Origin of the sequence: Serratia sp. CY83965 (assembly GCF_052166375.1) — a bacterium.
GTDB classification, from domain to species: Bacteria; Pseudomonadota; Gammaproteobacteria; order Enterobacterales; family Enterobacteriaceae; genus Serratia; species Serratia marcescens.
The window spans coordinates 1-20,130 of record NZ_JBJNOV010000021.1 but is presented as its reverse complement, the minus strand read 5'-3'; the positions used below and the strand labels follow the sequence as shown (position 1 = coordinate 20,130).

At 57.7% G+C, this 20,130-nt stretch carries 19 protein-coding genes; 11 read left to right on the top strand and 8 right to left on the bottom strand.

Annotation, left to right across the window (positions count from 1 at the left end; genetic code table 11):
- Positions 1-122 precede the first annotated feature (122 nt).
- Complete coding sequence (gene mobB / locus ACJ8PL_RS25030) at positions 123-641, bottom strand: molybdopterin-guanine dinucleotide biosynthesis protein MobB (RefSeq protein WP_261106837.1); 519 nt, start codon at positions 639-641, stop codon at positions 123-125.
- A complete protein-coding gene (gene mobA, locus ACJ8PL_RS25025; protein WP_261106835.1) occupies positions 638-1,228 on the bottom strand; it encodes a molybdenum cofactor guanylyltransferase MobA in 591 nt (196 codons plus the stop codon). Before mobA ends, mobB begins: the two co-directional genes overlap by 4 nt.
- Positions 1,229-1,376: 148 nt before the next feature.
- Here mobA and ACJ8PL_RS25020 point away from each other — a divergent pair, with 148 nt between their 5' ends.
- The 3 genes from ACJ8PL_RS25020 to dsbA all read left to right on the top strand — a co-directional run bounded on the left by ACJ8PL_RS25020 (position 1,377) and on the right by dsbA (position 3,384).
- Positions 1,377-1,646, top strand: a complete 270-nt coding sequence (locus tag ACJ8PL_RS25020) for a YihD family protein (protein WP_004931268.1) — start codon at positions 1,377-1,379, stop codon at positions 1,644-1,646.
- Positions 1,647-1,744: 98 nt separating this feature from the next.
- Positions 1,745-2,731: a serine/threonine protein kinase gene (locus ACJ8PL_RS25015; RefSeq protein WP_049299557.1), complete on the top strand. Its 987-nt coding sequence runs from the start codon at positions 1,745-1,747 to the stop codon at positions 2,729-2,731.
- Positions 2,732-2,760: 29 nt separating this feature from the next.
- Complete coding sequence (gene dsbA / locus ACJ8PL_RS25010) at positions 2,761-3,384, top strand: thiol:disulfide interchange protein DsbA (protein WP_004931264.1); 624 nt, start codon at positions 2,761-2,763, stop codon at positions 3,382-3,384.
- A 41-nt stretch (positions 3,385-3,425) separates the two neighbouring features.
- On the opposite strand, the gene ACJ8PL_RS25005 is transcribed toward dsbA, so the two are convergent.
- Positions 3,426-4,322 (bottom strand): acyltransferase, encoded by an 897-nt coding sequence (locus tag ACJ8PL_RS25005; RefSeq protein WP_028128069.1) that lies wholly within the window; start codon positions 4,320-4,322, stop codon positions 3,426-3,428.
- A 497-nt stretch (positions 4,323-4,819) separates the two neighbouring features.
- Between ACJ8PL_RS25005 and polA the strand changes: the two genes are divergently transcribed.
- Entirely contained in the window at positions 4,820-7,618 is a 2,799-nt protein-coding gene (gene polA / locus ACJ8PL_RS25000; RefSeq protein ID WP_274985131.1) for a DNA polymerase I, read from the top strand.
- A 191-nt stretch (positions 7,619-7,809) separates the two neighbouring features.
- On the top strand, positions 7,810-7,857 hold the full coding sequence (locus ACJ8PL_RS24995) for a spot 42 RNA, inhibition of DNA synthesis (protein ID WP_071892919.1): 48 nt from the start codon (positions 7,810-7,812) through the stop codon (positions 7,855-7,857).
- 278 nt (positions 7,858-8,135) lie between these two features.
- Here the strand turns inward: ACJ8PL_RS24995 and yihA are convergent, their stop codons facing one another.
- Positions 8,136-8,780, bottom strand: a complete 645-nt coding sequence (gene yihA, locus ACJ8PL_RS24990) for a ribosome biogenesis GTP-binding protein YihA/YsxC (RefSeq protein ID WP_004931258.1) — start codon at positions 8,778-8,780, stop codon at positions 8,136-8,138.
- 734 nt (positions 8,781-9,514) lie between these two features.
- Between yihA and yihI the strand changes: the two genes are divergently transcribed.
- Both yihI and hemN read left to right on the top strand, forming a co-directional pair.
- The gene (gene yihI / locus ACJ8PL_RS24985) at positions 9,515-10,057 is read left to right on the top strand and encodes a Der GTPase-activating protein YihI (RefSeq protein WP_015379455.1); all 543 of its coding nucleotides are present in this window, start codon (positions 9,515-9,517) and stop codon (positions 10,055-10,057) included.
- 182 nt (positions 10,058-10,239) lie between these two features.
- Positions 10,240-11,613 (top strand): oxygen-independent coproporphyrinogen III oxidase, encoded by a 1,374-nt coding sequence (hemN, locus tag ACJ8PL_RS24980; RefSeq protein ID WP_016929641.1) that lies wholly within the window; start codon positions 10,240-10,242, stop codon positions 11,611-11,613.
- A 58-nt stretch (positions 11,614-11,671) separates the two neighbouring features.
- Here the strand turns inward: hemN and ACJ8PL_RS24975 are convergent, their stop codons facing one another.
- From ACJ8PL_RS24975 to glnA, 4 genes are all read right to left on the bottom strand, one after another.
- On the bottom strand, positions 11,672-11,794 hold the full coding sequence (locus ACJ8PL_RS24975) for a YshB family small membrane protein (RefSeq protein ID WP_004931250.1): 123 nt from the start codon (positions 11,792-11,794) through the stop codon (positions 11,672-11,674).
- Between the two features lie 113 nt (positions 11,795-11,907).
- A complete protein-coding gene (gene glnG, locus ACJ8PL_RS24970) occupies positions 11,908-13,320 on the bottom strand; it encodes a nitrogen regulation protein NR(I) (protein ID WP_015379452.1) in 1,413 nt (470 codons plus the stop codon).
- Positions 13,321-13,328: 8 nt separating this feature from the next.
- Positions 13,329-14,378, bottom strand: coding sequence for a nitrogen regulation protein NR(II) (glnL, locus tag ACJ8PL_RS24965; protein WP_004931246.1), 1,050 nt, complete (start codon positions 14,376-14,378; stop codon positions 13,329-13,331).
- A 194-nt stretch (positions 14,379-14,572) separates the two neighbouring features.
- Positions 14,573-15,982, bottom strand: coding sequence for a glutamate--ammonia ligase (gene glnA, locus ACJ8PL_RS24960; protein WP_004931244.1), 1,410 nt, complete (start codon positions 15,980-15,982; stop codon positions 14,573-14,575).
- 370 nt (positions 15,983-16,352) lie between these two features.
- Here glnA and typA point away from each other — a divergent pair, with 370 nt between their 5' ends.
- From typA to dtd, 4 genes are all read left to right on the top strand, one after another.
- Positions 16,353-18,176, top strand: a complete 1,824-nt coding sequence (gene typA / locus ACJ8PL_RS24955; protein ID WP_004931243.1) for a ribosome-dependent GTPase TypA — start codon at positions 16,353-16,355, stop codon at positions 18,174-18,176.
- A gap of 166 nt (positions 18,177-18,342) precedes the next feature.
- Complete coding sequence (yihX, locus tag ACJ8PL_RS24950) at positions 18,343-18,933, top strand: glucose-1-phosphatase (RefSeq protein WP_004931242.1); 591 nt, start codon at positions 18,343-18,345, stop codon at positions 18,931-18,933.
- Between the two features lie 51 nt (positions 18,934-18,984).
- Complete coding sequence (locus ACJ8PL_RS24945) at positions 18,985-19,878, top strand: virulence factor BrkB family protein (protein WP_123867985.1); 894 nt, start codon at positions 18,985-18,987, stop codon at positions 19,876-19,878.
- Positions 19,875-20,130, top strand: a 256-nt coding sequence (gene dtd / locus ACJ8PL_RS24940) for a D-aminoacyl-tRNA deacylase (protein ID WP_442531449.1), incomplete at its 3' end; no start/stop codon positions are given. The genes ACJ8PL_RS24945 and dtd, both read left to right, overlap by 4 nt.

The window sequence follows — 20,130 nt, the reverse complement described above, 5'->3', positions numbered from 1 at the left end:
GCCGATGGTAGTGTGGGGTCTCCCCATGCGAGAGTAGGACACTGCCAGGCATCAAATAAAGCCGAAAGCCCTGAACTGACGTTCAGGGCTTTTTGCTATGCGTAAAACGTCAAAAAGCGCAGCTACGCTGCGCCTTTCAACCACTCGACAATAAAGTCGGCGATGCTTTCCGGTCGGTTGAGATCCAGCTGCTTAGCCGAAATGGATAGCGGTCGGTCGCTGGCTACCGCTATAACAAACTGATCCAGCATATCTTCCAACGGTCTGCCGATCTCGGCCCGATAAAGCAGGATCTTGCTGACCGGTTCATGTTTGAACCCTTCCACCAGGATCAAATCGACCTTATCGGCGTCAAAGCGCCCCGCCAGATAATGCAGATCCAACGGTTGTTGCTCCGGCGTTTCGGTCATTAATGCCCAACGCCGATCGCTGGCGACCAGCGTTTGGTCTGCGCCCGCTTTACGCAGCTCATAGCTGTCTTTACCCGGCGTATCCACATCCATATCGTGGTGCGTATGCTTTATCAGCCCAACCCGTACCTGGCGTTGTTTCAGCAACGGGATCAGCTGTTTGAGCAGGGTGGTTTTCCCCGTTCCGCTGTAGGCACCGATGGCCAGCAAGGGGGGCAATAAAGGATTCATTTCTTTAGCTCTTGTGTTTGTTGCCAATGTCGGCAGTCTGCCGGCGTATTCAGGTTATGAAATGCCGCTTGTTGCCCGCTGAACACTACGCGTTTTGCGCCAATTTGATGCAAGAACAGCATCAGCTTGCGTTCACCGCGCGCCAGATAGTCGGCCAGCTGCGGCGCTATTTGGCTATGCAGTAACGCCAGGGTGGGGTGATCACGTTCGCCATCGCTGGCAAAGGCCGCCTGCGCCGCGCCTTTTTGCTGCCATAGCTGAGCGACTAAGTCGGCGGGAAAGTCGGGGACATCACAAGGGACGAAGGCCACCCATTCGCTGGAAGATTGCTTGAGCCCGGCCAGCATGCCGGCCAGCGGCCCGGCGAAATCGGGCGTCAGATCGCCAATCACCGGCAAACCGCTCGCCTGATAACATGCCTGATTGCGATTGGCGCTGATGACGATGGAAGTCACCTGCGGCCGTAACCGAGCCAATACGTGTTGATAGAGTGCGATCCCGCCAATCGACACCAGGCCTTTGTCTTCACCGCCCATGCGCGTGGCCCGTCCGCCGGCCAAAATGACGCCGCTGATTTCTTTATGCATCTCGTTTATCCCGCCTTGTCGATGGGCTGATTGTAGCGCTAAAGCAGACGTGACATCAGGATTTACCTTTATTGACAAGCCGGTTCTTTCACTGCGTGGGTAAGCCTGTTACTTTGTGAGTTTATTCATGCTATTGGACGATATTGAGATGAAAACGCATCGCGTAAACGAGTTGATCGAGCTGTTGCACCCGGCCTGGCAGGAAGATCCCGATCTCAATTTGATGCAGTTTTTGCAAAAGCTGGCGAAGGAAGCGGGCTTCCAGGGCGAGTTGTCCGAACTGAGCGACGACATTCTCATTTATCACCTGAAAATGCGCGGTAGCGCCGGCACGGATCAGATCCCGGGTCTGAAGAAAGATTACGAAGAAGATTTTAAAACGGCGCTGCTGCGCGCGCGCGGCGTTATCAAGGACTGATCCTCGTGCGGTGCGAGAAAGCATAGCGCGTGAAATGCGCCATTAATGCTACTATTTCTCATTCCCGGCACCGTGCTGTCAGCGATCAAACGAACGTTATGAATAACTCTGCTTTTAATTTCGACACCCTGTCGCCCGATTTGATTATGGACGCGCTAGAAGGAGTTGGCCTGCGCGTCGATTCCGGCCTGACGGCGCTGAACAGCTACGAGAACCGTGTCTATCAGTTTATGGACGAAGATCGCCGGCGCTACGTGGTGAAGTTTTACCGCCCGGAGCGCTGGAGCGCCGCACAGATCGGTGAGGAACATCAGTTCGCTCTGGATCTGGCCGGCGCGGAGATCCCGGCGGTGGCGCCGTTGGCGCTGCAAGGCGCTACGCTGCATACGCACGGCGGCTTTTTCTTTGCCCTGTTCCCCAGCGTGGGGGGCCGGCAATACGAGATAGACAATCTGGATCAGTTGGAATGGGTGGGCCGTTTTCTGGGGCGTATCCACCAGGTCGGCGGTGAGCGTTTGTTCGCCGAGCGGCCAACGATGGGGATTGAAGAGTACCTCACCGCCCCGCGCCAGGTGCTGGCCGATTGCGAGCTGCTACCGGCAACGCAGCATGACGCGTTCCTGCAGGCGACGGATAATCTGATTGCGGCGATCAAGTCGCACTGGCATCTGAACTGGCAGCCGCGCCGTTTGCACGGTGATTGCCATCCGGGCAATATTCTGTGGCGCGATGGCCCGCTGTTCGTCGATCTTGATGACGCGCGCAACGGCCCGGCAGTGCAGGATCTGTGGATGTTGCTGCACGGCGAACGTCGCGATCAACTGATGCAGCTGGATGTCTTGCTGGAGGCGTATAGCGAATTTGCCGAGTTTGATCAGCGCGAGCTGGCGTTGATTGAACCACTGCGGGCGATGCGCATGGTGTATTACCTGGCCTGGGTCGCTCGCCGTTGGCAGGATCCGGCCTTCCCCAAGAGTTTTCCGTGGATGGCGGAGTCTGATTTCTGGTTGTCTCAGACTGCGGCCTTCACCGAACAGGTTAAGCTGTTGCAGGAGCCCCCTCTGCAGCTGACGCCAATGTATTGAAGCTTTAACACAATGGAGAGTTTAGTCTTATGAAAAAAATATGGTTGGCGCTCGTTGGCATGGTGATGGCATTCAGTGCCTCGGCGGCACAGTTTAGCGATGGCGCTCAGTATGTGACCCTGGACAAACCGGTGACCGGCGAGCCGCAGGTGTTGGAGTTCTTCTCCTTCTACTGCCCGCACTGCTACCAGTTCGAGCAGGTCTATCATGTGTCTGAGAACGTAAAGAAAGCGCTGCCTGCCGGCACCAAAATGACCAAGTACCACGTTGAATTCCTGGGGCCGTTGGGCAAACAGCTGACTCAGGCATGGGCGGTGGCGATGGCGCTGGGCGTGGAAGACAAGGTGAGCCCGCTGATGTTTGAAGCGGTGCAGAAAACCCAGACCGTGCAAACGCCGGATGATATCCGCAATGTCTTCGTGAAAGCAGGTGTGACCGCAGCAGATTATGATGCGGCCTGGAACAGCTTCGTGGTGAAATCTCTGGTGGTTCAACAAGAGAAAGCCGCAGAAGATCTGCAGCTGCGCGGCGTGCCGGCGGTATTCGTCAACGGCAAATACATGGTTAAGAACGATGGCCTGGACACCAGCTCGATGGACGCTTACGTGAAGCAGTTCGCCGATGTGGTTAAATTCCTCAGCCAGCAGAAATAAGCCAGACCCCATGCGAAAACGCCGGCATCGCCGGCGTTTTTTTATCCATATTGCCGTTTCAATTTATCCAGCAACCGATCTTTTTCCTGCCATAGCGTATTCAGCCACAGCTGGAAGCGCCGCTTGAACTGCTTGTCGTTGAAGTAGTCCCCGTGCAGGGTTTCATCGATCGGCAGCGTCTCTATTCTCACCACGATACGCGTCAGCCGCCCGCACAGCATATCCCTAAAAGGCCGTTGGTTATTTTCCGGATAGAGCAGAGTAACGTTCAATACTTTGTCGAACTGATTGCCCAACGCGCTGAGCGTAAACGCGATGCCGGCGGCTTTAGGCGCCAGCAAATTGCGATACGGCGAATTGCTTTTAATTTTCTTGGCTTCGGTGAAGCGTGAACCCTCGACGAAATTGACGATGGTGGTTGGACGCTGGCGGAATTTTTCGCAGGAACGGCGCGTCGTTTCGATATCCTTGCCGCGCTTTTCCGGATGCTTGAGCAAATAGGCGCGGGAGTAACGCTTCATGAATGGCATATCCAGCGCCCAGCAGGCCAGGCCGACAAAAGGCACCCAGGCGAGCTGTTGCTTGAGAAAATACTTATTCATTGGAATATGATTTCTGAATAGCACGCACAGTACGACAATGTCCGACCAACTTTCGTGGTTGCTGATCAGCAGATACCAGTTTTTGCGGTCCAGCCCTTCCAGCCCTTCAATATCCCAACGCAATTGCCCGTTAATGCGCAATAACAGCGCCAACCCTTGGCACCAACACCACATCATGAAATCGGCGAAAGCCGAGATATATCGCCAGACGGCGGGAATGGGCACCAGGAGTTTCACGATGCCGGCCAGCGTGATGGGGATGGAGCACAACACCGTCACCAGAATGGTAAGTATGACGGAAATGATAAAGATAACAGGCGTTAACAATCTTGGCATGATTATGGGCTGACGGTTGTTGGGAACATCGTTGCATGCCAAAACGCATGAACAAAAACGCATTTTAACAGAAATCGCCGGGGTAAAGCGCCGCTAAAAATCACTGTTTTTCGTCTCATCGGATAACCATTTGCTGAGTTTTCGTGCAACTTGTCCAGCTTGTGCTATGGTAATTGAGGCGCCGAATTTGATGAATAGTGCGATTAAAATCCGGCGAAAGTTATATCCACAAATCCAATAAAAGCCAATAATAAAGCGTCGCCGGAATTCGTTCTTTTAACGCGGTGATTTAAATAGGAATTTTATTCGCCGTTATAACGATAATCGCAGCGTTATAATTCGGTCTCTTTTCTATGCACAAAGTTATCCACAGGTAAGATCTTGCGGATCCTCGCACACAATCACATCATTTTCGTCCGCAATGCACGCTAAGGTTCGTCTCCGACGGCCAGCTATGGCATGCTTACCCCTATGTCCGATCACGATAAAGAAACGCTATGGCCCAGATTGCAGAAAACCCACTAATCCTGGTTGACGGTTCCTCCTACCTCTACCGCGCTTATCACGCCTTCCCGCCGCTGACCAACTCGGCGGGCGAGCCGACCGGCGCGATGTACGGCGTGCTGAATATGCTGCGCAGCCTGCTGCTGCAGTATCAACCGAGCCACGTTGCCGTGGTGTTTGATGCCAAAGGGAAGACCTTCCGCGATGATCTCTTCGCTGAATACAAGTCACACCGGCCGCCGATGCCGGACGATCTGCGCGCGCAGATCGAGCCGCTGCACAGCATGGTCAAGGCGATGGGCCTGCCGCTGCTGGTGACGCCCGGCGTTGAGGCGGACGACGTTATCGGTACGCTGGCGCTGGAGGCCGAAAAGGCCGGCCATGCGGTGCTGATCAGCACCGGCGACAAAGACATGGCGCAGCTGGTGACTCCGAACGTCACCCTGATCAACACCATGAACAACACGATCCTCGGTCCGCAGGAAGTGTGCGACAAGTACGGCATTCCGCCGGAGTTGATCATCGACTTCCTGGCGCTGATGGGCGATTCATCGGACAACATTCCCGGCGTACCGGGCGTGGGCGAGAAAACCGCCCAGGCGTTGCTGCAGGGTATCGGCGGGCTGGATGCGCTGTACGGTAATCTGGAGAACATCGCCACGCTGAGCTTCCGCGGCGCCAAAACCATGGCGGCCAAGCTGGAGCAGAACAAAGAGGTCGCGTACCTCTCCTATAAACTGGCGACGATCAAAACCGACGTCGAACTGGATCTGACCTGCGCGGACCTGACGGTCTCCGTGCCGGATGTCGACACGTTGCAACAGCTGTTCAAACAGTACGAGTTCAAACGCTGGCTGGCGGACGTGGAAGCCGGCGTCTGGCTGGAACACAAGAAAGGCGCGGGCGCGAAAGCTGCCGGCGCCGCCAAACCGGCTGCCGCCGTGGAAGCGCCGAAAGCCTTGGCGGAAGCCAAGCTGTCCCAGGATGGGTATGTCACTATCCTGGACGAAGCGACCTTTACCGACTGGCTGGCGCGGCTGAAAAAGGCCGACGTATTTGCCTTCGATACCGAAACCGACGGTCTGGATACCCTGACCGCCAACCTGATCGGCCTGTCCTTCGCGATCGCGCCGGGCGAAGCGGCTTATTTGCCGGTGGCGCACGATTATCTGGATGCGCCGGCGCAACTGGATCGCGCTTATGTGCTGGAAGCGCTCAAGCCGCTGCTGGAGGACGAGAAGGCGCTCAAGGTCGGGCAAAACCTGAAGTTCGACATGAGCCTGCTGGCGCGCTACGGCATCGAGATGCGCGGCATCGCCTACGACACCATGCTGGAGTCCTATGTGCTGGACAGCGTCGGCGGCCGTCACGATATGGACAGCCTGGCCGATCGTTATCTGGGCCACAAAACCATCACCTTTGAAGAGATCGCCGGCAAGGGCAAAAACCAGCTGACGTTCAACCAGATCGCGCTGGAGCAGGCGGCGCCTTACGCCGCTGAAGACGCCGATGTCACGCTGCAGCTGCACCTGGCGATGTGGCCGCAGCTGAAACAGAGCGCGGAACTGCTGACGGTATTCAATGAGATTGAAATGCCGCTGCTGCCGGTGCTGTCGCATATCGAACGCACCGGGGTGCTGATCGATCCGGCCATTTTGTCGGCCCATTCCCAAGAGCTGGCCAAGCGTCTGGCTGAGCTGGAAGCGCAGGCCCACGAGCTGGCGGAAGAGCCGTTCAACCTGGCCTCGACCAAGCAGCTGCAGGCGATCCTGTACGAAAAACAAAAGCTGCCGGTGCTGAAGAAAACCCCGGGCGGGGCGCCGTCCACTAACGAAGAGGTGCTGGCCGAGCTGGCGCTGGACTACCCGCTGCCGAAGGTGATTCTGGAATACCGCGGTTTGGCGAAGCTGAAGACCACCTATACCGACAAGCTGCCGCTGATGATCAATCCGGTCAGCGGGCGGGTGCATACCTCGTACCATCAGGCGGTGACCGCCACCGGCCGCCTCTCCTCGAGCGATCCGAACCTGCAGAACATCCCGGTGCGCAACGAAGAAGGGCGGCGCATTCGCCAGGCCTTTATTGCGCCGGAAGGTTACCGCATCGTCGCGGCCGACTACTCGCAGATCGAGCTGCGCATCATGGCGCATCTGTCACAGGATGAAGGGCTGCTGAAGGCCTTTGCCGAAGGAAAAGACATTCACCGCGCCACGGCGTCGGAAGTCTTCGGCGTGCCGCTGGATAAAGTGACCGGCGAGCAGCGCCGCAGCGCCAAGGCGATTAACTTTGGTTTGATTTACGGCATGAGTGCCTTCGGCCTGGCGCGTCAGCTGGGGATCCCGCGTGGGGAAGCCCAGCGCTATATGGATCTCTACTTCGAACGTTACCCGGGCGTGCTGGATTACATGGAGCGCACCCGTCAGCAGGCTTCCGAGCAGGGCTATGTCAGCACGCTGGACGGCCGCCGTCTGTATCTGCCGGACGTCCGCTCCAGCAACGCCATGCGCCGCAAGGCGGCCGAGCGCGCCGCCATCAACGCCCCGATGCAGGGCACGGCGGCCGATATCATCAAGCGTGCGATGATCGAGGTCGACGCCTGGCTGCAGGGGCAGGAGAAGCCGTTGGTGCGCGCGATCATGCAGGTGCACGATGAATTGGTGTTCGAGGTGCATGAATCGGTGATCGACGAAGCCAGCCAGCGTATCCGCCAACTGATGGAAGGCAGCATGACGCTGGCGGTGCCGCTGAAGGTCGATGTGGGCGTCGGCATGAACTGGGATGAGGCGCACTGATCGCCGGGTTATCGCCGTATGCGCTAACTGGCGATAACCTAAGCACTTTTCGTAATTAAGCTACAAGATGCGGCGATAGTTTCCCCAACTTCGCCGTTCTTGCGCCGCAAATTGTGTAAGTAAACTACAAAAAATTCTTTTGCCCTGCGAAAAAATGATGTAGAGTTACAGGCGTAGGGTACAGAGGTAAGATGTTCTATCTTTCAGACCTTTTACTTCACGTAATCGGATTTGGCTGAATATTTAGCCGCCCCAGTCAGTATTGACTGGGGCGTTTTTTATTGTAAAAACAGCAGCAAACCATACGTTTTTCCTATCGCTCGGCTCCGCTTTTCATTTCAGCTTCCGCTCCCTCAATCCGCGTAATTCGGCGAGACAAGCCCGTTTTGGCAATAAGTCTTTATGATGGCTTTATTTCAAAAATGTAATTAGATAACGAAAAATCCCGCCTGCGGCCGATCTGCGGGCATAAAAAAGCCGATGCGGCGAGGCATCGGCTCAAATGTGCGATCAGGGCTTATTCGCCGATGTCCTCTTCCGGCAGCACTTCCGGCGGGATCTCGTTAAACCAGGTGTCCAGCTTCTGGCGCAACTTGTCGACGCCGATCTTTTTCAGCGATGAGAAGGCTTCGACCTGGATATCCCCCATAAACGGCAGCACCGCTTCACGCACCATGTTGAGCTGCGCCTTGCGTGCGCCGGAGGCCAGCTTGTCGGCCTTGGTCAGCAACACCAGCACCGGCGTGCCGACGTCGACCGCCCACTGGATCATCTGCTGGTCGAGATCTTTCAGCGGATGGCGGATATCCATCAGCACCACCAGCCCTTTCAGGCTGTTGCGCATCTGCAGGTATTCGCCCAGCGCGCGTTGCCATTTGCGCTTCATTTCTTCCGGCACTTCGGCGTAGCCATAACCCGGCAGGTCGACCAGACGAATGCCGTCTTCCACTTCGAACAGGTTGATCAGCTGGGTGCGCCCCGGCGTCTTACTGGTGCGCGCCAAGCTTTTTTGATTGGTCAGCGTATTCAGCGCGCTGGATTTACCGGCGTTGGAACGGCCGGCAAAGGCGACTTCAATTCCTGCATCCCCCGGCAGATGGCGAATATCGGGTGCGCTGGTGACGAAATGGGTCACATGATAGTTGTAGTTCTTGCTGGTCAAAATTTTTCGTCTCCGTGAGGATGGCTAACTGGTTGGCGATTATAACTGCATCAGCGGTAAAAATGGCGTGTTTCTCCGTTTTTAAGCGGCGGGGCGCGATAAAACGGCAGTTATGCCGACCGTACGTTGTGAGACATTTGCCATTCGAATCGCGGGTAATGTCGCTTTATTCGAAAGCGATATTTCTGTTTCTACTTTAAAAACAATGTGTTGTTTTTTCGTTGTGTGGAAATGTCAGTCAAATCGGCGTCAGGTGCCTTGAGCCTTCGCAACAATAACGTAAAGTACTCGTTAACGCAGGGTTGCGCAGGATTAGGGAACATCCGGGAAGGATGACAAATCTCAGGGAATGCACAGGGCGTGCAATGAGTGCCAGGATGAACGCAAAAGGAAGTGACCCTTTCGCACCGGAATAGGCGGCAGGCACATCGGATGGTGAAGTATCGGCAGTTTGGATGCCCGCAGGAAGCACGCTCGGGAAGAGCGGATGCGAATGGATTGCGCCATGGACGATTTTCCTTTCAGGATGAAGGACGTAGTGGCAGGGAATGCGGTTATAGCAGAAGGAAAAACCGGGATGTTGCATGTACGCAAGGAGCGCGTAACAGGAATACCCTTCGCAAGAAGGTGCGAAATAGGCGGCAGGTTTAACCTGCCGCCTTTTTTCTTTGTCCGCTTTCTGCTAGATTCCGCCGCAATTCTATACTGAATCTACATACCTAAGAGCACACGCTATGAACCAGCCATCAAAAGCACCTCGCGGCAGCGCGGCGAAGTCAAAAACGAAAAAGAAAAGCCGTATGGAGCTCGATCAGGAAGCGCGCGAGCGCAAACGCCTGAAAAAGCGCCGCGGCCACGCTTCCGGTTCACGCACCCAGGTTGAGTCCGGCAGCCAAAAAAACAAATCGGCGGCGGAAGCCAAAGATCCGCGTATCGGCAGTAAAGTGCCGGTTGCGCTGGTGGTCGACGAAACCAAAGTGAAGGCCAAACCGCAGCCGAAGCCAAAGGCCGAAGCGAAACCGCGCCTGTCGCCGGAAGAAGAGCTGGCGAAGCTCGAAAATGACGAACGCCTGAACGCGCTGCTGGATCGCATCGACGATGGCGAAACGCTGAACGCGCAAGAACAGGCGTATGTCGATAAGACGCTGGATCGTATCGATGTGCTGATGGACGTGCTGGGCATCGAGCTGGGCGATGAAGACGACGAGGAAGAAGAAGAGAAGCAGGAAGATATTCTGAAGCTGCTGAAAGGCGGCAACCCGAAAGACGCCTTTTAACGCGCCATGTGGCTGATCCCGACAATAGCCCTACTCTTGATGTGTTATCTGCTGTGGTTATTCGGTAAACTATGGCGGCTGTCTAAGCGCAAAGCGCGTTTTCGCAGCGCTTCCGTGGCCAGACAGCGCAGACAACCGCCCCTCTCCCGGCCCGGTAGAAAAAGATATCGGAAGGAGTGAGCATGTCAGAGCAGACGATTGTCTGGGATTTGGCCCTGATCCAAAAATATAACTACTCAGGGCCGCGTTATACCTCATACCCCACGGCGCTGGAGTTTAACCAGCGCTACGACGAAGCGGCGTTTCAACGCGCCGCGGCGCGCTACCCTGAGCGGCCGCTGTCGCTGTACGTGCATATCCCTTTCTGCCATAAGCTGTGCTATTTCTGCGGCTGCAACAAGCTGGTGACGCGCCAGACGCACAAGGCCGACGAATACCTGAACGTTTTGGCGCAAGAGATCGCCAGCCGTGCGCCGCTGTTCGCCGGCCGCAAGGTTGGCCAGATGCACTGGGGCGGCGGTACGCCAACCTACCTGGACAAAGCGCAAATCAGCCGGCTGGTGGCGCTGCTGCGCGAACATTTTGATTTTCTGCCCGATGCGGAGATGTCGATCGAAGTCGATCCGCGCGAGATAGAGCTGGATGTGCTCGATCATTTACGCGCCGAAGGCTTTAACCGTTTGAGCATGGGGGTGCAGGATTTCAACAAGCAGGTGCAGCAGTTGGTCAACCGCGAGCAGGACGAAGCCTTCATCTTCGCTCTGATCGAACGGGCCAAAGCGCTGGGCTTTCGCTCGACCAATATCGATCTGATCTACGGCCTGCCGAAACAGACGCCGGAAAGCTTCGCTTTCACGCTGCAGCGGGTGGCCGAACTGAATCCCGATCGCCTCAGCGTGTTCAACTACGCGCATATGCCGAATTTGTTCGCCGCCCAGCGCAAAATCAAAGACGCCGATCTGCCCAGCGCGCAGCAGAAGTTGGATATCTTGCAGCAGAGCATCGCGTTCCTGACTGACGCCGGCTATCAGTTCATCGGTATGGATCACTTTGCACATCCGGACGACGAGCTGGCGATCGCCCAACGCGAAGGCAAGCTGCACCGCAATTTCCAGGGCTACACCACCCAGGGCGACAGCGATCTGCTGGGGCTGGGCGTGTCGGCCATCAGCATGCTCGGCGACAGCTATGCGCAGAACCAGAAAGAGCTGAAGCATTACTATGACAGCGTATCTGCGCAGGGCAACGCGCTGTGGCGCGGGCTGGCGCTGACGGATGACGATTGCCTGCGGCGCGATCTGATCAAAACGCTGATCTGCAACTTCCGGTTGGCGTATCAGCCGCTTGAACGGCAATACGGCATCGATTTCACCGCCTATTTCGCCGAAGACCTGCAGCTGCTGGCGCCGTTTGAACGCGATGGGCTGGTGGAGCGCGATGAGCAAGGCATTAGCGTCACGCCGCGCGGGCGCCTGCTGATCCGCAATATCTGCATGTGTTTCGACCGCTATCTGCGGCAACAGGCGCGCAGCCAGCAGTTCTCTCGGGTGATCTGAGGATGAAAAAACAGCCGCTGATGCGGCTGTTTTTTTAACTGAAGATGCGGCTGTTTTTTTAACTGAAGAAGTTAATCAGCGCGGCGCACAGCACCGCGGCGACCGCCGCCTGCGGAGTGTGGCTGGCGGCGGAGCCCAGCTCCGCGCCCTGAGAAATGAATGCGATGAATGAGTCCAGCATCGTCAACCTCCAGAGTGTGCGACACGATCATACTGCGCCCGCACCGGCTGTAAAGCCTGCGGTTGGCGTTTTTTTGTGCGCCGGACTGCGTTTTTCATCATCCATCCCCGTTCCTATTCCATGCCCAGCTCTTTAAGCTTGCGGGTGAGGGTATTGCGCCCCCAGCCCAGCAGGCGCGCGGCTTCCTGTTTGTGCCCCTGGGTGTGGCGCAGGGCGGTGGTGAGCAGCGTGCGCTCCATTTCCGGCTGGGCTTCCGACAGCAGGTTTTGATGACCGGAACGCAGCGCGCGATCGGCCCACTGCGCCAGCAGCGTGGCCCAGCTGTCCGGCAGACTGTGGCTGGGGCTCTCCGGCGCGGCGGTTTCGAACAGCTCACCCGGCAGATCCTGAATCAGCACTTCCTGGCCGGCGGCCATCACCGTCAGCCAGCGGCAGGTGTTCTCCAACTGGCGCACGTTGCCCGGCCAGGGCAGGCGAGTCAGCGCAGTTTCGGTTTCCGGATGCAGGTTCTTGGCCTCGACGCCCAGCTCTTTGGCGGCGATCTGCAGGAAGTGGCGCGCCAGCCGCGGGATGTCTTCACGGCGCTCGCGCAGCGGCGGCAGGTGTACGCGGATCACGTTCAGGCGGTGGAACAGATCCTCGCGGAACTTGCCTTCCTGTACCCGCAGCTCCAGGTTCTGGTGCGTGGCGGCGATGATGCGCACGTCGACCTTCACCGGCGCATAGCCGCCGACCCGGTAGAACTGGCCGTCCGCCAGCACCCGCAGCAGGCGCGTTTGCACGTCGAGCGGCATATCGCCGATCTCGTCGAGGAACAGCGTGCCGCCGTCGGCCTGTTCAAAGCGCCCCTGGCGGATTTGGTTAGCGCCGGTGAAGGCGCCTTTCTCGTGGCCGAACAGCTCGGACTCGATCAGATCCTTGGGAATAGCGGCCATGTTCAGGGCGATGAACGGTGATTTGGCGCGCGGGCTGTGGCGGTGCAGCGCATGCGCCACCAGCTCTTTACCGGTGCCGGATTCGCCGTTGATCAGCACGCTGATCGACGAACGCGAGAGCCGACCGATGATGCGAAACACGTCCTGCATCGCCGGCGCCTCGCCGATGATGTCCGCCGCCGGATCGCTGGCCGGCTGGCTGCGCACCGGCTGCTGCTGTTCCTGATAATGGCTGATGGCGCGCTCGACCAGCGCCACCGCTTCGTCGATGTCGAACGGCTTCGGCAGGTAGTCGAAGGCCCCTTGCTGATAAGCGCTGACGGCGGCGTCCAAATCCGAATGCGCGGTCATGATGATCACCGGCAGCATCGGGTGACGCTGTTTGATCTGCTTGAGCAGCGCCAGACCATCAATGCCCGGCATGCGGATATCGGACAGCAGCACGTCGGGAGTTTGCGTGGCCAAGGCTTCCAGCACGTCATTGCCGCCTTCGAAGGTGGCGCAGCTCAGGCCCGCGCCGGTGAGCGCGCGCTCAAGCACCCAGCGGATGGAGCTATCGTCATCGACGATCCAGACTATCCCTCGTTGCATTGCAAACCTCACTGACGAATGGGCAGGTAGACCGAGAATTCGGTATGACCTGGCCAACTGTTGAATTCAATTTTTCCGCAATGCTGATCGATCAGATTGCGGGCGATGGATAATCCCAGGCCGGTACCGCCTTCACGGCCGCTGACCATCGGGTAGAACAGCGTGTCCTGCAGCTGCGCCGGCACGCCGGGGCCGTCGTCTTCGACGTCGATGCGCGCCGCCAGTCGGTAGCGGGTGCCGTGCAACGTAATCTGAAACGCGGTGCGGGTGCGCAGCGTGATGGTGCCGCCCGCCTCGCCCAACGCCTGCAGCGCATTGCGGGTGATGTTCAGCAGCACCTGTTCTATCTGATCCGGATCGTGGGCCATTTCCGGCAGGCTCGGATCGTAGTCGCGCACCAGCGTGACGTTATCCGGCATTTCCAGCGACACCAGTTGGCAGACGCGCTCCGCGACCTGATGGATGCTTTGGGTGATGTGCTGGCCGGGCCGTTGCGGCCCGAGCAGGCGATCCACCAGATTGCGCAGCCGATCGGCCTGCTCAATGATCACCTTGGTGTATTCGGTCAGCGCCGGATCGGGCAGCGCCTTGGCCAGCAGCTGCGCCGCGCCCCGCAGGCCGCCCAGCGGGTTTTTGATTTCGTGCGCCAAACCGCGCACCAGATCGCGGGCCGCCACCTGTTGGGCATGCTGCAGCTGTTCCTGGCTCAGGCGGCGCTGATTGTCCATCGGCGCCAGTTCGACCAGGATATAGCCTTCCGGCAGCGCCTGAGCGGTCAGGGAAAGGATATGCGCGCGGCCGTCGACCACCAGGGTCACTTCGTTATCGGTGAAGCCCTGCCCGGCGCGCAGGCTTTCGCGCATCAAAGAGACGTTCAGCGAAAAATAACCGAGCAAATCGGGCAGCGGCGTACCGAACAGCTTGCGGGAGCTTTGCGCCAGCAGCTGCTGTGCCGCCGGGTTGGCGTAGTGAACCGCCAGTGAGTCATCCAACAGCAGGATGCTGTTGATGAGTGAATTGAGGATCTGCCCAGCATCGGGCAGCTTGCCAGTTGCCATACAGCAGACTCCTGCACCTTTTTAGTGCATCTATCCTACTCCATCCGGGATCGACACGGTATGGAATAGTTTTGCAGAAAATACGGTGGAGAAAAAAACCCATCCGAAGATGGGCTGAAAGTTTCCACGGCAACAAAAAAGCGATAACAAAAATTGTGGGCGCCGTCCGCCAGGGCAGACGGCGCGGGTAGAACTTAGACGCTGTAGTACAGTTCGAACTCGACCGGGTGTGGCGTCATGCGAATGCGGTCCATCTCTTCTTTGCGCAGTTCGATGTAGGCATCGATCGCATCGTCGGTGAACACGCCGCCGCGGGTCAGGAACTCGCGGTCTTCGTTCAGTGCGGCCATCGCCTCGTCCAGCGAGCCGGCCACTTTTGGGATCTCGGCTTCTTCTTCCGGCGGCAGGTCGTACAGGTTTTTGTCCATGGCGTCGCCAGGGTGGATCTTGTTGATGATGCCGTCCAGGCCGGCCATCAGCAGCGCGGCGAAGCACAGGTATGGGTTAGCCGCCGGATCCGGGAAGCGGGCTTCGATGCGGCGCGCTTTCGGGCTGGCGACCACCGGGATACGGATGGACGCGGAGCGGTTACGGGCGGAGTAAGCCAGCATCACCGGCGCTTCGTAGCCCGGCACCAGACGTTTGTACGAGTTGGTGGTCGGGTTGGCCAGCGCGTTGATCGCCTTGGCGTGCTTGATGATGCCGCCGATGTAGAACAGCGCGGTTTCAGACAGGCCGCCGTATTTGTCGCCGGCGAACAGGTTGGTGCCGTTCTTGGACAGCGACATATGGCAGTGCATGCCGGAACCGTTGTCGCCGAACATAGGCTTCGGCATGAAGGTCGCGGTTTTACCGAAGGCGTGCGCCACGTTGTGCACTACGTACTTGTAGATCTGAATTTCGTCGGCTTTCTTGGTCATGGTGTTGAAGCGGGTCGCCACTTCGTTCTGACCGGCGGTCGCCACTTCGTGGTGGTGCGCTTCAACCACCAGGCCCATCTCTTCCATGGTCAGACACATGGTGGAACGCAGATCCTGCGAAGAGTCGACCGGTGGAACCGGGAAGTAACCGCCTTTCACCGCCGGACGGTGGCCTTTGTTGCCGCCGTCGTATTTTGTGCCGGAGTTCCAGGCGCCTTCGATATCGTCGATCGCCACGTGGGAACCGCGGATGCTGCTGCCGAAGCGGATGTCGTCGAACAGGAAGAACTCAGGCTCTGGCCCGAACAGCACGGTGTCCGCGATGCCGGAGGAGCGCAGGAAGTCTTCGGCGCGTTTGGAAATGGAGCGCGGGTCGCGATCGTAGCCTTGCATAGTGCCCGGCTCGAGAATGTCGCAGCGAATGATCAGCGTAGGTTCTTCGAAGAATGGATCCAGAACCGCCGTGCTGGCGTCCGGCATCAGCACCATGTCAGATTCGTTGATGCCCTTCCAACCACCGATAGAGGAGCCGTCAAACATTTTACCTTCTTCGAAGAAGTCGGCGTTTACCTGGTGAGCCGGGATAGTCACGTGCTGTTCCTTACCCTTGGTGTCAGTGAAACGCAGGTCTACGAATTTCACTTCATGCTCATTCAGCATCGTCAAAACGTGTTCAGCGGACATACTTAACTCTCCCGGTTTATCATTGTCGTCGTCGTGGAACGAATCTGTGGAACTGGCTTTTTTTCGCCTTGAAAAGACTAAAGCGAAAAGCGTGCCAACTTTTAAAAAAGGCTTTCATCGCCTTTCTGCGCGGGTTTTACCCAACCCCAGTATGCACCATCAGTGATAAATTGCACCGAAATGGTGCAATTGGAGTGAGCGAGGGCACTGAAATGGTGCAAAAGTGCAACGATTGCGGCTTTTTGCACCGTGAAAGGGATCACAAACTGACCGGTACGCGGTTGTTTATAAGAGATGGTTGTGATCTTGTTTAGTCCCTCGCTTAATACGTGTACAATAGCGCGCTATTTCTAATGCCCGAGGCAAAGCTGTGATCGAAAATTTGCGTAACATCGCCATTATTGCCCACGTTGACCATGGTAAAACCACCCTGGTTGATAAGCTGCTGCAACAATCCGGTACTTTCGGAGAGCGTGCGGAAGCCACCGAACGCGTAATGGACTCCAACGATTTGGAGAAAGAGCGTGGGATTACCATCCTCGCAAAAAACACCGCCATTAATTGGAACGGTTACCGTATCAACATAGTGGATACCCCAGGACACGCCGACTTCGGCGGCGAGGTAGAGCGCGTGATGTCGATGGTTGACTCGGTGCTGCTGGTTGTGGATGCAATGGATGGCCCTATGCCGCAAACCCGCTTCGTGACCAAGAAGGCCTTCGCCAATGGTCTGAAGCCGATCGTGGTCATCAACAAGGTTGACCGTCCTGGCGCGCGCCCTGACTGGGTTGTGGATCAGGTGTTCGACCTGTTCGTGAACCTCGACGCGACCGACGAGCAGCTCGACTTCCCGATCATCTACGCTTCTGCGCTGAACGGCATCGCCGGCGTCGACCACACCGACATGGCGGAAGACATGACCCCGCTGTATCAGGCGATCGTCGACCACGTGTCTGCGCCGCAGGTTGAGCTGGAAGCGCCATTCCAGATGCAGATCTCCCAGTTGGACTACAACAACTACCTGGGCGTTATCGGCATCGGCCGCATCAAGCGCGGTAAAGTGAAGCCGAACCAGCAGGTCACCATCATCGACAGCGAAGGCAAAACTCGCAACGGTAAAGTGGGTAAAGTGCTGGGTCACCTGGGTCTGGAGCGTATCGACAGCACCCTGGCGGAAGCGGGCGACATCATCGCCATCACCGGCCTGGGCGAGCTGAACATCTCCGACACCATCTGCGACACCAACGCCGTAGAAGCGCTGCCGGCGCTGTCCGTCGACGAACCGACCGTCACCATGTTCTTCAACGTCAACACCTCGCCGTTCTGCGGTAAAGAAGGCAAGTACGTGACGTCGCGTCAGATCCTTGACCGTCTGAACAAAGAGCTGGTACACAACGTGGCGCTGCGCGTTGAAGAAACCGACGATGCGGACGCCTTCCGCGTATCCGGTCGTGGCGAGCTGCACCTGTCGGTGCTGATCGAAAACATGCGCCGTGAAGGTTTCGAGCTGGCGGTTTCCCGTCCGAAAGTTATCTTCCGCGAAATCGATGGCCGCAAGCAGGAGCCATTCGAGAACGTGACGCTGGATATCGAAGAGCAGCATCAGGGTTCCGTGATGCAGGCGATGGGCGAGCGTAAAGCCGACCTGAAAAACATGGATCCGGACGGTAAGGGCCGCGTGCGTCTCGACTACGTGATCCCAAGCCGCGGTCTGATCGGCTTCCGTAACGAATTCATGACCATGACTTCGGGTACCGGTCTGCTGTACTCCACCTTCAGCCACTACGACGACGTGCGTCCGGGCGAAGTGGGCCAGCGTCAGAACGGCGTGCTGATCTCCAACGGCCAGGGCAAAGCGGTCGCGTTCGCGCTGTTCGGCCTGCAGGATCGCGGCAAGCTGTTCCTGGGCCACGGTGCGGAAGTGTATGAAGGCCAGATCATCGGTATTCACTCACGTTCCAACGACCTGACCGTAAACTGCCTGACCGGTAAGAAGCTGACCAACATGCGTGCTTCCGGTACTGACGAAGCGACTACCCTGGTTCCGGCCATCAAAATGACCCTGGAGCAAGCTCTGGAGTTCATCGATGACGACGAACTGGTAGAAGTGACGCCAACCTCGATCCGTATCCGTAAGCGTCACCTGACGGAAAACGATCGTAAGCGTGCCAGCCGCGGTCCAAAAGACGCTTAATCGCTGATTGAGTGTCTCATGCTTAGGGCGCGGTTCTCGCGCCCTGAGTTTTTTCCTCTGTTGTTCCCCGTTTGTGCGGCGCGCTATGCGCTTTTCCGTTCGCTCCCTGTTCAGCTGTTCCTTTTCCCGCTACAGTGAAATCTCACCGGCCCATCAGGAGAGGACTATGCTGTATATCTTTGATTTAGGTAATGTGATCGTCGATATCGATTTCAAGCGTGTGCTGGGCGTGTGGAGCAATTTGAGCGGCACGCCGTTGGCGGTGCTGTCCGATCGTTTCGCCATGGGTGAGGTGTTCCAGCAACATGAGCGCGGTGAAATCAGCGACGAAGACTTCGCCGGCAAGCTGTGCGATGAAATGGGCATCGCGCTCAGCTTCGAACAATTCGCCACCGGCTGGCAGGCGGTATTCGTCGCGCTGCGTCCGGAAGTGATCGACATCATGCAGCGCCTGCGCAACGAAGGCCACCGGGTGGTGGTGCTGTCGAACACCAACCGTCTGCACTGCAACTACTGGCCGCAGCACTATCCTGAAGTGGCCGCCGCCGCCGATCATCTCTATTTGTCGCAAGATCTCGGCATGCGCAAGCCGGAGGCCGATATCTATCAACATGTGCTGGCCGCGGAAAACACCGCCGCCGCCGACGCGGTGTTCTTCGACGATCACCCGGCGAACGTCCTCGCCGCGCAGGCGCTGGGGATCAAGACGGTGCACGTCACCGATCGCGACGTGGTGCCGGCCTATTTTGCCCAATGAGCGCAGGGCGCGTTAAGCTTAAGGCGTATCAACGGACATCAAGGAGTGACCATGTCGTTTTTCCGCCGCAAGAAGCTGCCCCCTGCGATTAAGCCCGGCGTTACTTTTGGGCGTTTGCTGTACCAGCGCATCGACCACGATGGCCTGACGATGCTGGCGGGCCATCTCGCCTATGTTTCTCTGCTGTCGCTGGTGCCGTTGGTCACCGTGGTGTTCGCGCTGTTCGCCGCTTTCCCGATGTTTGCCGACATCAGCGAACAGCTGAAGCGCTTTGTTTTTGCCAATTTCGTGCCGGCCGCCGGCAATGTGATCCAGAACTACCTGGAGCAGTTCGTCGCCAACTCCAACAAGATGACCGCCGTCGGCACCTGCGGGCTGATTGTCACCGCGCTGTTGCTGATCTCCTCGGTGGACAGCGTGCTGAACACCATCTGGCGCAGCAAGAACAAACGGCCGATCGTCTTCTCCTTCGCCGTGTACTGGATGGTGCTGACGTTGGGGCCGCTGCTGGTGGGCGCCAGCATGGCCATCAGCTCCTACCTGCTGTCGCTCAACTGGCTGGCGCAGACCGGGGTTAACGGGCTGGTGGATCAGGTGCTGCGCATTTTCCCGCTGATTTTGTCGTGTATCTCCTTCTGGTTGCTGTATTGCATCGTGCCGACGGTGCGCGTGCCGCCCAAAGACGCGCTGATCGGCGCGGTGGTGGCCGGATTGCTGTTCGAGCTGGGCAAGAAGGGATTCGCGCTGTACGTCACCATGTTCCCTTCCTATCAGCTGATTTACGGCGTGCTGGCGGTGATCCCGATTTTATTCCTGTGGGTCTACTGGAGCTGGTGTATCGTGTTACTCGGCGCGGAAATCACCGTGACCATCGGCGAATACCGCGACGACCGCCGGCAGAAGGCGGAACAACAGGAACCAAAACCAGAAGGGCAGCAGGAATGATTGCGTTGATTCAACGGGTGTTAAACGCCAGCGTCACGGTAGGTGGCGAGACGGTAGGCAAAATTGGCCCCGGTTTGTTAGTGTTATTGGGCGTGGAGCAGGGCGATAACGAGCAAAAAGCGCAGCGCCTGTGCGAACGCGTGTTGGGATACCGCATTTTCGGCGACGAGAACGACAAGATGAACCTCAACGTCCAGCAGGCCGGGGGCAGCGTGCTGGTCGTTTCGCAGTTCACCCTGGCGGCGGACACCC